This is a genomic window from Pseudoduganella sp. RAF53_2 (assembly GCF_052113985.1).
In the GTDB taxonomy this organism is placed as follows: domain Bacteria; phylum Pseudomonadota; class Gammaproteobacteria; order Burkholderiales; family Burkholderiaceae_D; genus Rugamonas.
In genome coordinates this window covers 1-13,170 of sequence record NZ_JBFRDW010000084.1, presented here as the reverse complement: position 1 = coordinate 13,170, position 13,170 = coordinate 1, and the positions used below count along the sequence as shown (strand labels likewise).

The window sequence follows — 13,170 nt, the reverse complement described above, 5'->3', positions numbered from 1 at the left end:
GCTCTGGACCCTGGAATACGAAGTCCTCATGTACATCGGCCTGGCGCTGGCTGGAGCCTTGCTCCCTCACGCGTGGCTGGGCGCCGCGAGCTTCGGCTCGGCGCTCCTGCTCGCCATATTCTGGCTGTGGCGCAGAGCGGCAGACCTGGACACATTGCCTGTGCCGGGACTCTGGCGTCTGGGCGTGGAGGTTGTACTGGACTGGCTTGCATGGCTGGGTGTGTTCTTCTGTGTCGGCACCTGCCTGCAATGGTTCCGATCCCGGGTTCCGTTCTCGGCGCCGGTGGCGGCCACCGGGCTGGGCGTGCTGCCCTTCGTGGACAATCCACTGGCGCTGACCGGAATGCTCTGGATCGCGGTGCCCTACGCTGCGGTGGTCTTTGCACTCGCGGCGCCGCGCTGGCTGCAACTGGTCCGCGGCTACGACTATTCCTATGGCATCTATATCTATGCTTTCCCGGTTCAGCAACTCTGCGCCCAGGTGGAGGGACGCTGGATCGAGGTGTTGTTACTATCCGCGGCCGTAACTCTGGCGGCGGCCGCAATATCGTGGCATTTGATCGAAAAGCCTGCGTTAACGCTTAAAAAGCGGCTAAAACGCGCGCCGCGCGGCGTGTGCGTCCCGGGAGTGCGCTCTTTGCTAGAATGACTTTATCTACTCTACGAGCGCTAACCATGGATAACGATAAGCAAAAGCTTGATGGGGCAGCCTGGTTCACCCTGTCGGGCGACGTCAATAGCGATATGGTGCACCGTGTGTTCGATGCGGTGGCGGACATGACCGAGGATGGCGTGGAGACTGCGCATATCCTGATTCAGTCCAATGGCGGTTATGTGAGCGACGGTCTGTGCCTGCATAACTACCTGCGCAATCTGCCGATCAAGGTCGTGACTTATAACGCCGGCGCGGTGGCTTCGATCGCCGTGATTCTTTTCCTGGCGGGCGAGGAGCGTTACGCCAGCGAGACTGCGCGCTTCATGATCCACAAGTCGCACGCCAGCGCGCCATCGGGCGCCCGTCCGGATGCGCTGCGCATCATTGTGGAAGGCTTGCAGGCCGACGACGCCCGCACCGAATCGATCCTGCGCCAGAACGTGCAGCTGACTGATGACCATTGGCTGGTGCACTCCATGTCCGACCTGCACCTGACTGCACGCGACGCGGAAAAGGTCCAGCTGGTGAATGCCATCAAGGATTTCTCGCCGCCCAAGGGCAAGCGCGTCACCAATATATAAACAGAAAGAGCCGGGGCGCCGAAGCGGCCGGGCTCTGTTCGTCGTACGGCACAGCGCTTACGGCCCGGCCGCTGCTGCGCTACTAAGAGCGCTTGCGTGCACGCTTGCTGTCGATCTTGTGGCTCGGCTGCTGGTTGGCTTCGAGCTGCTGGTTTTGCATGCTTGGGCTGCCGCTCTGCTGCGAGCCCTGACTCCCCGATTGCTTGCTGCCCGCGGAGGAGCTTTGCTTGCTGCGGCCTTTGTCATTCCTCTTCATTTGGAACTCCTTTCCTGTGAATCAGATGTCCGAATAGCCCCCAAAGGCCGTCCGTAGGGGCATGATGCGTATTTGAGCACTAATCTTGTATCGGAATTTTCCGTAGAGGCATGTAGGACTATGCCTCGCACCATTTTGGTGCGCCGCGACAATCTCACACAATTTCCCAACAAATTCACGAATTCTTTCATTTTGCCTATTGCCTTGTGGAAATAATCTGCCACAATAGGCATAACCCTCAAAGTCAGGCGCCATCATGCTTCCAGATCAATCCAAGCCTTCGCTGCCCAAAAATGCGGTCACGCCGCGGCATGCGCTGTTGGAAAATCTGATCAGCGTGGCGGTCAAGCACCTGAGCGAGCAATTCCACGATTTCGCGCTGTCGCTGGCTGGTGCACTGGTCGATGGCGACAATATGAGCGGTGATGTGAAAGAGGTGCAGGCACGCATCCGTGCCGGTAATCTGCTGCGCACCGATCACTTCGCGTTCATGAATCTGGTGTCCAAGGAGATGGAGCGCTCGGTGCGCCGGGACCTCGCCGATCTGCGTCCCGGCAAAAAGGCGGCGCCGGCGCTGGATGGTCCGCTGTCCCTCGTGCCGTTCGAGGAGATGGACAACAAGGTCACCATGGGCAGCATCGCCAAGCCCTTTGAGGTGCAATATTCCGATGCGCTGGCCACGCTAAATGTGCGGCTGGCCTTCCTTATGGACCGCGATATCCTGCGCGTCAATCAGAATCCCTTCCGTCCCGAAGCCTTCCTCAACGCGATCAATGCCGCCTGGCTGGAGTTCGTGAACGACGAGGAAGCCAAAGAATTCCTGATGCCGCATCTGAAGCCCGACACGTTCTTCGAGTTGAGCGCGATGTACGAAGCGCTCAACCAGGGGCTGGAGCGTAAAGGTGAGGGAAAGAAGATGCGACGTGCGGATTCGCACGATGCTTCGATGGCGCCTTCGCGCAAGAAGAATCAGCAAGCGGCACTGGCTGAACAACTGCGCCAGTTCTTCGCTGGCGCATCCGATACGCCAAGCAAAACGCCGACTGGTTTTGATCAGCTGGGCGATCTGGATCTGAGCTTGCCGACCCTGGCGGTGGCTCCCGGCTTGTATGGCGCGCCAGGGCATCTGGAAGGTGGCGTCAAGACTCAGCCAGAGCATGCTTCTGCGGCGACTGGCGCGGCAGCACACGGCGGTGCGGCTCCGGCGGGCGTCGCTGCCGGGGTACCGATGGCGGGTGCCGCAATGCAGCCTGCCATGGTCCTGGCCCCCGGCGTGGCGGCGACTCCTGGCGCTGGCGTGCCTATGGCCTCCGGCGCCGGCGGTGTTTCGGGCGTGGCGATGGCCCCAGGCGCCGCTGGCATTCCGGGTATGACGATGGCTGCCRGTGTTCCGGGTGTGGCGATGGCCCCAGGTGCTGCTGGCATCCCGGGGGCGGCGTTGTCCGCCGGCATCGCAGGCGTCTCGGGTGCGGGCATGGCCCCTGGCGTTGGCGCGGTACCTGGCGTACCGGCCGCACTGGCAGGCGTTGTAGCTGGCGGAGCGGTTGCGCCGGGCGCAGTGCCTGCACCGGGGTTCGTGCCGGTGGCTGGCGGTGCTGCGCCTGCGGGCGTGGTATTCGCTGCGCCAGGCGCATCGACAGAAATGATGGCCGGCGTTGCCGTGCCTGGCGTGCCGGGCGGCGTGGCAGTGCCGGCAACCGGCTGGGTGCAGGGTCCCGCGCAGGGCTTCCACGGCGGCGCCAATAACGAAGTGGCACAGCGGCTGTCGCTGATCAGCGCCAAAGAGCCGCTGATGAACTATCTCGCGCAACTCCAGCGCGGCGCGGTGAGGACGGGCGCGGCGGCCGTCGGCGCGGAAGGAATGTCTATCGCCGCTGGCGATGCAGGCATGTTTGGCCTGGCTGGCCTGAATGGGATGGCCGGCGCGGCCGGCATGGTCGGTATTCCGGCTGGCGAAGCCGGCGAGGGCGCCGCAATGGCCGGAGGATTCGCCGACCAGCCCGCACAAACGGGCAATGTCTTCTTTCTGCCGCAGATCAAGCAGACCGCTCCACAGGGCAGTCTGACGCGCGCCGACGAAAGCACCATCGACTTGCTGTCGGCGGTGTTCGACACCGTCTTCCGCGACGAGAGCATCAGCCCTGAAATCAAGAACCTGATCCGCTTCCTGCAGATCCCGGTGCTGAAGGCCGCGCTGGTCGACAAAGACTTCTTCTTCCAGGAAGCGCACCCGGCCCGCCGCATGATCGACCTGATGTCGCGCATGGGCTGGGAGCAGAAGAAGGGTTCGGACGATCCGCTGTTCAAGGCCATGCAGAAGAGCGTGGAAAAAGTCGGCAGCGACTACGAGCAGGAGCTGTCGGTCTTCACCGAGGCCGTCAACGAACTCGAAGCTTCGCTGAATGCCGAAGAAACCGCTGCCGCTGCGGCCATCGCCGAACCGATCAAACTCGCATTGAAGCAGGAAAAGATGGCGGTCGCCGCCAAGTCGGCCAAAGATGCCGTGGCTCTGCGCATCGGCACCGGCGAAGTAGTGGCCGTGGTTGAAGCCTTCCTGGAAAACAAATGGGTATCGGTCCTGAAGATTGCCTACAGCGTCGAGGACGAAAAGCCGGGCGCCGTAAAGAACGCGACCGACACCATGGATGATCTCATCTGGTCTGTGCGTCCGAAGATCACGGCCGACGACCGCAAGAAGCTGATCGCTAAGCTGCCAACCCTGCTTTCCACGCTGAACAAGTGGCTGGATGTGATCAAGTGGCAGGACTCCGACCGTCTGCAATTCTTTGCCGAACTGGCCGAGTGCCATGCATCGATCGTGCGTGCCCCGCTGGAAATCTCGCCGGAGCGCCAGGTTGAAATAGCCATGGAAGTGGCGCAGAAGGATGCCGAGCGCCGTCTGGAATTGCAGGCCAAGATCGAATCCGAAACGCCTCCGCCGCAAGACGACGACGCCACCATTGAAGTGGACTCGCTGGCGCGCGGCAATTGGCTGGAGTTCGAGCAGGACGACGGCAGCACGCGCAAAGTCAAGCTGGCGTGGATCAGCCCACTGAAGACGCTTTACATCTTCTCCACCAGTTCACGCCAGGAAGCGTTCTCCATCTCCGGCGACGCACTGGCGCAGCAGTTCCGCGATGGTACTGTGCGCCTGATCCGCACCGAAGGAGTGGTGGCGCAAGCGCTGACCGTAGCCATGGGCGCCATGGCGGTCAACGACRACACGCACGACCAGGCCGGCGTGGCCTGAAACCTCAAACGGCAGGTGCCTGCCACGGCGTAGCCTAAAACCTCAGACGACAGGCGCCTGCCACGGCGTAGCCTAAAACCTCAAACGGCAGGTGCCTGCCACGGCGTAGCCTGAAACCTCAGACGACAGGTGCCTGCCACGGCGTGGCAGGCACCAGGTTCACGCTTTGGGTTTTAAGATGGAAATCAGGCCATCCGACGCATCCTCAATATAATCCAGCACCAGATCGAAGCCTTTGGCTCCGCCATAGTAAGGGTCCGGCACGATTTCGGATTCGGAGCGCGTGGCATAGCGCATGAACAGTCCCACTTTATGCTGATACTGCGGCGGACAGGCCCGCTGCAAAATCTCCAGATTCTCATGATCCATGGCCAGCACATGGTCGAAGCGCTCGAAATCCGCAGCGGTGACCTTGCGTGCCCGCTGGGCGCTCAGGTCATAGCCACGTTGCAGTGCGTGGCGTGAAGAGCGGGCATCCGGCGCCTCGCCAATGTGGTAGGCGTGGGTGCCTGCCGAATCGATGTGCAGATCCAGACCGGCAGCTTCGGCGCGGTGCCGGAAAACTCCTTCAGCGGTAGGAGAACGGCAGATATTGCCCATGCAGACGAACAAAACAGAAGTTTTACTTTGCGGCATATGATTCGATGAAATACGGTGTTTGTGTTTCAATATAACATCTACAACTTCAGGAGCGCGCCCGGATGATGAGCTGGTGGAACGGCTTGAGCATGCTAGGCAGCCTGCCCATTACAGGCCCGCTGGGCATCGCGATCGCCGCCTGGCTGCTGGCGGGGCGTTCCTGGCGCCTGAGTCTGAGCTGGTGCCTGCTGTTCGGGCTGGGCATGCTGGCGGTCGTCGCCACCAAGGTTGCCTGGATCGGCTGGGGTGTCGGCATGCCGGAAATGAAGTTTGGTGGCCTGAGCGGCCATGCCATGCGGGCCTGCGCCGTCTTTCCGGTCGCTTTTTACCTCGCTTTTAACCATTCCGAAGACCGCTCCCGGCACCTGGCGACGGTGGCCGGCGTTGTGCTGGCGCTGCTGATCAGCGTATCGCGGGTGCCGGTGCACGCCCATTCCTGGGCCGAAGTGGTTTTGGGCGCAGCCGTCGGCTTCGCTGTGGCAGCGGCTTTCATCCCCATTGTGCACAGCGAGCGCCCTATGCGCTTTGGGCGGACGCTGGCGGGCGTCCTGCTGCCCCTGTTGCTGATCGCGCCCCAGGCCGAACCGCTCCCGACCGAGCGCTGGATGACCGCTCTGGCGCTCTACCTCTCCGGCCATGAAAAACCCTTCGAACGCCGCTGGTAAAATGTTATGATTGGCCACTTTGAAAACTAGTGCCTGTGCGGGCGAAGAACTGATACAACGTGCGTCTATCTTCCATCAAATTGTCGGGATTTAAGTCGTTCGTCGATCCCACCAATTTCCAGGTGCCGGGCCAATTGGTCGGCGTGGTAGGGCCAAACGGCTGCGGCAAGTCGAATATCATCGATGCCGTGCGCTGGGTTCTGGGCGAATCCAAGGCTTCCGAACTGCGCGGCGAGTCCATGCAGGACGTGATTTTCAACGGCTCCACGCTGCGCAAGCCAGCGGGCCGCGCGTCCGTGGAACTGGTTTTCGATAACCATGAGGGCCGCGCTTCCGGCCAATGGGGCCAATACGCCGAAATCGCCGTCAAGCGCACGCTGACGCGGGATGGCACCTCGACCTACTACATCAACAGTCAGCCTGTTCGCCGCCGCGACATTCAGGACATCTTCCTCGGCACCGGCCTCGGTCCGCGCGCCTACGCGATTATCGGCCAGGGCATGATCGCCCGAATCATCGAGTCGCGTCCGGAAGAACTGCGTGTCTTCCTGGAAGAAGCCGCAGGCGTATCGAAGTACAAGGAACGCCGCCGCGAAACCGAAAATCGTCTGCACGATACGCGCGAAAACCTGCTGCGCGTGGAAGACATCCTGCGCGAGCTGAATACCAACCTGGAAAAGCTGGAAGCACAGGCCGTCGTGGCCAACAAGTTCCACCAGCTTCAGTCCGATCAGGATGAGAAGCAAAAGCTGCTTTGGCTGTTGCGCAAGACGGAAGCCCAGAACGAGCAGGCCAAGTATTTCCGCGAGATGGAGCAGGCGCAGAACGATCTGGAAGAGCAGACCGCCAAGCTGCGCAATGTCGAACTGTCGCTGGAGCAGATGCGCCAGGCGCACTTCGCCGTCGGCGACCGCCTGCACCAGGCGCAGGGCCACCTGTACCAGACCAACTCCGAGATCGGCAGCCTGGAAGCGCAGATCAAGTTTGTGATCGAGTCGCGCACCCGCTTGCAGAACCAGCTGGTCACCCTTGCCGCCCAGCGCGACCAGTGGCAGCAACAGGCCGAGGAATATTCTTCGCAGGTCGAAGAGGCCGAGATCAACGTCGAAGAACTGTCCGCCAAGGTCGAAGAGGCCAAGATGGTGGCGGAGCAGAAGGCTGAATTGCTGCCCGTGCTGGAAGGCGAATGGCGCGAGGCGCAGAGCAAGTCCACCGAATCGCGCGCCCGCATCATGCAGGCGCAGCAGCAGCTGGAACTGGAATCTGCGCACCAGCGCAATGCCTCCAATATTCTGTCCGGCCTGGCGACGCGCAAGGAGCGTTTACAGCAGGAGAAGAATGGCTTGTCCATGCCCGATTCCACGCATCTCGATAACCTCAAGATGCAGCTGGAAGAGAAGCAGCAGGCGCTGGAAGAGCAGAATTTCATTCTCGAAGAAGCGAACGAGCAGCAGCCACGCCTTGAGGAAGAACGCCAGGCAGCGCAAGCCGCCGTTCAATCCGAGACTGCTGCCAACCATCAGCTGGAAGCGCGTCTGAACGCACTGCGCCAGCTTCAGGAGCGTGTGCAGACCGAGGGCAAGATTACGCCGTGGCTGCAGAAGCATGAACTGAATGAGCTGCCGCGTTTGTGGCAGAAGCTGGATATCGAGCAGGGCTGGGAAACGGCGCTGGAAGCAATCCTGCGCGAGCGCACATCGGCGCTGCAGGTGTCCAACATCGAATGGGCCAAGCACTTCTTCAGCGACGCACCTCCGGCCAAGCTGGCGCTGTTCGCGCCGCAGACCACCGCTCCTGCTGGCACAGCAGGAAGCACGCCCGGCGCGCTCGGCACTGGTGCAGCAGGAAGTACCGCCGGCGTCACGCCGGGTGCCGGGGGCGCGTCTACTGCGTCTGGCGCGTCCGCCGGTGGCGCCGCGCTGCGTCCGTTCTTGGATCTGCTGAAGCTGAACGATCCCGGCCTGCGTGGCGTGCTGCAAGACTGGCTGCACAACGCCTTCTACGCCGATGACAATACCGCGGCCTTCGCAGCACGCGGTACGCTGCCTGCCGGTGCTTGCTTCGTCACGAAGCAAGGCCACATCATCACCCAATCGAGCGTGCGTTTCTACGCCGCTGATGACGAGCAGGCCGGTATGCTGGGCCGCCAGCACGAAATCGACAACATCACCAAGCAGTTGCGCGCGCAATCGATGCTGGCCGAAGAAGCCCGTTCGCGCGCTGTGCGTGCCGATGCCGCACTGTCGAACCACGCGCGCCACCTCGCGGAAGTGCGACAGAAGGTGCAAAGCCTGACCTCCAGCGTACACACGCTGCAACTGGAAGTGGTCAAGCTCTCTGAAGTCGAGGCGCGCTTCAACCAGCGCAGCAACCAGATCGAAACCGACCTGGCAGAAATCGCGGCGCAGGAAGCGGAACAAATGCAGGTCAAGCTCGAATCCGAAGAAAAATTCGAGCAGCTGGATATGGAACTGGGCAACCTGCAAGGCGAGCACGAAGACGGCCAGACCGCATTCATGCTCAAGGAGCAGCGCCTGGCCGACGCCCGCGAAGCCCTGCGCGAACTGGAACGCAAGGCCCAGGAAGCGGAGTTTGCCGAGAAGTCCGCGCGCAACCGCATCGACGAACTGCGCCGCAGCATCGCGACCGCCACCGCGCAGGTTGCGCAGGTAGCGGAAAGCGTGAAAGCCGGCGAGGCTGAGCTGGCGGGCCTGGAATCCGGCACCGCCAACGAAGGTCTGCAGGATCTGCTGGACCGCCGCACGCAACAGGAACGTGCGCTGGCCGACGCGCGTCACGAACTCGATCAGATCACGCAGCAGCTGCGCCATCACGAAGAAGGCCGCATGTCGGCCGAGCGCAGCCTGCAGCCGCAGCGCGACAAGATCACGGAAATGCAACTGAAGGAACAGGCCGCGCGCCTGAACCAGGAACAGTTCGCGCAGCAGCTGGCCGAAGTGCAGGCCGACGAAGCCGCGCTGTCCGAGAAGCTGCATCCGGACATGAAGGCGTCCTACCTGCAAGGCGAGGTGACGCGCCTGACCAATGCGATCGCCGCACTGGGCGCGGTCAACCTGGCTGCACTGGACGAGTTGTCGACTGCGTCCGAACGCAAGAACTTCCTCGACGCCCAGAACCGCGATCTGACCGAAGCGATCAACACGCTGGAAGACGCCATCACCAAGATCGACAAGGAAACCCGCGACCTGCTGCAGGACACCTTCGATCGCGTCAACCAGAGCTTCTCCGAATTGTTCCCGATTCTGTTCGGCGGCGGCCAGGCCAAGCTGACCATGACGGGCGAAGAAATTCTCGATTCCGGCGTGCAGGTGATGGCACAGCCGCCGGGCAAGAAGAACGCCACGATTCACCTGCTGTCCGGTGGTGAAAAGGCGCTGACCGCGACGGCGCTGGTGTTCTCGATGTTCCGTTTGAATCCGGCGCCATTCTGCCTGCTGGACGAGGTGGACGCGCCACTGGACGACGCCAACACGGAGCGCTTCTGCCGCATGGTGAAGCGCATGTCCGACCAGACCCAATTCCTCTTCATCTCGCACAACAAGATTGCGATGGAGATGGCCAATCAACTGATCGGTGTGACGATGCAGGAGCAGGGCGTATCGCGCATCGTGGCGGTGGACATGGAAGCCGCCGCATCTTTTGCTACTGAGGCCCAAGCAGCATGACAGATTTCCAAATGAGTTTGATCGCGGCCGGCGGCGTGTTTATCGCCGGTGTGTTCACCTATAACAAGTGGCAGGAGTACAAGGCCCGCAAGAGCATGGAACGCGTATTCGGCGTCGAGCACGACGATGTGCTGATGCGCCAGGGCGATGCGCCCGGCGAGCGCGCCGAGCCTAGCTTCAGCCTCGATGATGTGCCCATGCCCGATGCGGGCTCCGGCGGCTACGCTGCGCCCGACCATCCGGCAGGCGCCGTGCCATCGCCAACCGTGGCGCCTGATGATGACGCGCCCACCGCGCCGGTGCGCAGCGCCGATGCATCCGTACCGCCTGCCGAACTGGCCACCAGCCTGGTCGATCCGCTGATCGATTGCCTGCTGCCGCTGGAACTGGAAGCGCCAATCCGCGGCGACAAGTTGCTGCCTGCGCTGCAAAAGCTGCGCTTTGTGGGCAGCAAGCCGGTCCACTTCATCGGCCTGGCCGTCAGCGATGAATGGGAGCCGATCCGCCATGGCACGGTGTACACCAGGCTGCAAGGCGGCGTACAGCTGGCCAGCCGCACCACGGCCCTGAACGAACTCGAATACTCCGAACTGGTGACCCGCCTGCGCGCGGTGGCCGACGAAATCGGCGCCGAGCCGCAAATTCCGGACATGATCGAAGTCATGGCTGAAGCCAAAAACCTGCACCGCTTCGTCGCCAATCACGACGCGCAGCTGGGCGTGAACCTCGCTACCAACGGCGCACCGTGGGCGATTGCGACCCTGCTGGGTGCACTGGAAAAACTGGGTTTCGACGTGCGTCCTGATGGCCGCTACGCGATGCCGGACGGCGAGGGGGGGTATCTGTTCACCCTGTCCACCAATGTGACCCTGGCCGAAGAAACCACGCCGCGCCTGACGCTGCTGCTGGATGTGCCTTGCGTATCGCCTGCGCGCGACGGCTTCGGCTCCATGATTGCCTGCGCCAAGTCGCTGAGCGGCCGTCTGGATGCGACCATCGTCGACGACTATAACCAGCCGCTGGCTGACGAAGCGCTGGCCGGTATTGCGGGCCAGGTCAAGGATTTTTACGCCGATATGGAATCGTCCGATATTCCGGCCGGCTCGACCCGCGCGCTGCGCCTGTTCAGTTAAGCAATAATAAGCAGTAATGAGCAACAAAGAACAACATAACCCAGCCGAACGCGCCGCCTGGCTGACGTCGGAATTGAATCGCCATCTGCACGCCTACCACGTGCTCGATGCGCCCACCATTCCCGACGCGGAGTACGACAAGCTCTTCGCCGAGCTGCAGCAAATCGAGGCGGCCCACCCGGATCTGGTGGCGCCGGATTCGCCGACTTTCCGCGTCGGTGCTGTGCCGCTGGCCGAATTCGGCGCCGTGACGCATGCCGTGCCGATGCTGTCGCTGAATAACGGCTTCACGGAAGAAGACATCGAGAACTTCGACCGCCGCGTACGCGAGGGCCTGGACGAAGTGCAGGTCGAATACGCCACTGAAGTGAAATACGACGGTCTGGCGATCAACCTGCGCTACGAAGACGGCGTGTTCGTGCAGGCCGCCACGCGCGGCGATGGCTTCACCGGCGAGGACGTCAGCACCAATATCCGCACCATCAAGGCCATTCCGTTGCGCCTGAAGGGCAAGAATGTGCCTTCCGTGCTGGAAGTGCGCGGCGAAGTGCTGATGTTCAAGGCCGATTTTGCTGCCATGAACGCGCGGCAGCGCGAGCAGGGCCAGAAGGAATTCGTCAATCCACGTAACGCCGCAGCGGGCAGTCTGCGCCAGCTGGATTCGCGCATCACTGCACAGCGCAAACTGAGTTTCTTCGCCTACGGCATCGGCGAACTGATTGGCGCTGATATGCCGGAGTCGCACTCCGCATTGCTGGACTGGTATGAAGAACTTGGCTTGCCGGTATCGAGCGAGCGCGATGTAGTGCGCGGCAAGGATGGCCTGATGGGCTATTACGAGCGCATTGGCAAGGCGCGTCCTGCGCTGCCGTACGAAATCGACGGCGTGGTGTACAAGACCAATAACGTGGAAGACCAGCGCACGCTGGGTTTCGTTTCGCGTGCGCCGCGTTTTGCGCTGGCGCACAAATTCCCGGCCGAAGAGGCGCTGACCACCGTGCAGGCGATCGAAGTGCAGGTCGGCCGCACTGGCGCGATCACACCGGTGGCGCGTCTGCAGCCAGTGTTCGTGGGCGGCGTAACCGTCACCAATGCGACCCTGCACAATGAAGATGAAGTGCATCGCAAGGACGTGCGCGTTGGCGACACCGTGATCGTGCGCCGCGCGGGCGACGTGATTCCGGAAGTGCTGTCGGTAGTGCTGGAGCGCCGTCCATCGCCTGAACCGATGGCATGGTCGTTGCCGAAGACTTGCCCTGTGTGCGGCTCGCACGTGGTACGCGAGGCCGATGAAGCCGTGGCGCGCTGCTCCGGCGGCTTGTTCTGCTCTGCCCAGCGCAAGGAGGCGATCCGCCACTTCGCCGGCCGCCGCATGATGGACATCGAAGGTTTGGGCGACCGCTATATCGACAATCTGGTCGAATGCAACCTGGTGCACGGCGTGGCGGATCTCTACAAGCTGTCGCTGGAAGACCTGCTGAAGATGAAGCGCCTGGCTGACGAACGCGATGGCACCACGCCGGAAACGGTCGCACAGGGCAAGATCGCCACCAAATGGGCGGACAATCTGCTGGATGCGATCAAGGCCAGCAAGAACCCGCCGCTGGAACGCTTGCTGTTCGCGCTGGGCATTCGCCACGTTGGCGAATCGACCGCGAAGACGCTGGCGGACTGGCTGGGCAAGTTTGAACTGATCCGCAAATCGCCCGCCGCGCTGCTGCGCGTGCTGCCGGACATTGGTGGCACCGTCGCCGAGTCGATTGCCGACTTCTTCGCTGAGCCGAAGAACCAGGAAGCGATTGACGCGCTGCTGCAGCACGTCACGCCTGCTGGTGAACACGCACCGAAAGCGCAACTGCGTGAGAAGCTGGAACCGGTGAAGCTGCTGGCGGCCATGGATATTCCGAAGCTCACCGAGCCGCGCGCCAAACAGCTGCTGACGGATGGGATGACGCTGGGCGCGATTGCGCATCTCGGCGTGTTCAACGTCTTCGGTCTGCCCGCCAATGTCGCGGAGTCGCCGGAAGAATGGGTGCGCACGCCCGGCAACAAAGCGAAGCTCGAAGGCGTGGAAGACTTGCGGGCAGCGCTGCTGGCGCAATTGCCGGAAGTGGCTGAGTCGGAGGGGGCCATGAGCGGCAAGACTTTCGTGCTGACTGGTACGCTGCCGAATATGGGGCGCGATCAGGCGCAAGCGATGATTGAAGCGGCGGGCGGCAAAGTGTCCGGATCCGTGTCGAAAAAAACCTCGTACGTCGTGGCTGGCGCCGAAGCGGGCAGCAAGCTCGCCAAGGCGGAAGAGCTG

The 13,170-nt window shown here is 62.2% G+C and carries 9 protein-coding genes; 7 read left to right on the top strand and 2 right to left on the bottom strand.

The annotated features are described in order from the left end of the window. Window positions 1-649, top strand: a 649-nt coding sequence (locus tag AB4Z11_RS07580; RefSeq protein ID WP_442024014.1) for an acyltransferase family protein, incomplete at its 5' end; no start/stop codon positions are given. A 26-nt stretch (window positions 650-675) separates the two neighbouring features. Further along, a complete protein-coding gene (locus AB4Z11_RS07575) occupies window positions 676-1,236 on the top strand; it encodes an ATP-dependent Clp protease proteolytic subunit (RefSeq protein WP_442024012.1) in 561 nt (186 codons plus the stop codon). Between the two features lie 82 nt (window positions 1,237-1,318). On the opposite strand, the gene AB4Z11_RS07570 is transcribed toward AB4Z11_RS07575, so the two are convergent. Continuing rightward, a complete protein-coding gene (locus tag AB4Z11_RS07570; protein ID WP_442024010.1) occupies window positions 1,319-1,492 on the bottom strand; it encodes a hypothetical protein in 174 nt (57 codons plus the stop codon). 256 nt (window positions 1,493-1,748) lie between these two features. Between AB4Z11_RS07570 and AB4Z11_RS07565 the strand changes: the two genes are divergently transcribed. Then, window positions 1,749-4,742 (top strand): DUF1631 family protein, encoded by a 2,994-nt coding sequence (locus AB4Z11_RS07565; RefSeq protein ID WP_442024008.1) that lies wholly within the window; start codon window positions 1,749-1,751, stop codon window positions 4,740-4,742. Between the two features lie 159 nt (window positions 4,743-4,901). On the opposite strand, the gene AB4Z11_RS07560 is transcribed toward AB4Z11_RS07565, so the two are convergent. Next, a complete protein-coding gene (locus AB4Z11_RS07560; RefSeq protein WP_442024006.1) occupies window positions 4,902-5,378 on the bottom strand; it encodes a low molecular weight protein-tyrosine-phosphatase in 477 nt (158 codons plus the stop codon). Between the two features lie 92 nt (window positions 5,379-5,470). On the opposite strand from AB4Z11_RS07560, the gene AB4Z11_RS07555 reads away from it, so the two are divergent. From AB4Z11_RS07555 to ligA, 4 genes are all read left to right on the top strand, one after another. After that, complete coding sequence (locus AB4Z11_RS07555) at window positions 5,471-6,046, top strand: phosphatase PAP2 family protein (RefSeq protein ID WP_442024016.1); 576 nt, start codon at window positions 5,471-5,473, stop codon at window positions 6,044-6,046. A 59-nt stretch (window positions 6,047-6,105) separates the two neighbouring features. After that, a complete protein-coding gene (gene smc, locus AB4Z11_RS07550; protein WP_442024004.1) occupies window positions 6,106-9,732 on the top strand; it encodes a chromosome segregation protein SMC in 3,627 nt (1,208 codons plus the stop codon). After that, window positions 9,729-10,865: a cell division protein ZipA C-terminal FtsZ-binding domain-containing protein gene (locus AB4Z11_RS07545; protein ID WP_442024002.1), complete on the top strand. Its 1,137-nt coding sequence runs from the start codon at window positions 9,729-9,731 to the stop codon at window positions 10,863-10,865. Before smc ends, AB4Z11_RS07545 begins: the two co-directional genes overlap by 4 nt. Window positions 10,866-10,881: 16 nt before the next feature. Next, window positions 10,882-13,170 (top strand): NAD-dependent DNA ligase LigA (gene ligA / locus AB4Z11_RS07540; RefSeq protein WP_442024000.1); only part of this gene is annotated, 2,289 nt, incomplete at its 3' end.

Coding starts and splice junctions, on each gene's coding strand:
- AB4Z11_RS07575 (WP_442024012.1), top strand. CDS start 676: ATGGATAACGATAAGCAAAAGCTTGATGGGGCAGCCTGGTTCACCCTG.
- AB4Z11_RS07570 (WP_442024010.1), bottom strand. CDS start 1,492: ATGAAGAGGAATGACAAAGGCCGCAGCAAGCAAAGCTCCTCCGCGGGC.
- AB4Z11_RS07560 (WP_442024006.1), bottom strand. CDS start 5,378: ATGCCGCAAAGTAAAACTTCTGTTTTGTTCGTCTGCATGGGCAATATC.
- AB4Z11_RS07555 (WP_442024016.1), top strand. CDS start 5,471: ATGCTAGGCAGCCTGCCCATTACAGGCCCGCTGGGCATCGCGATCGCC.
- AB4Z11_RS07545 (WP_442024002.1), top strand. CDS start 9,729: ATGACAGATTTCCAAATGAGTTTGATCGCGGCCGGCGGCGTGTTTATC.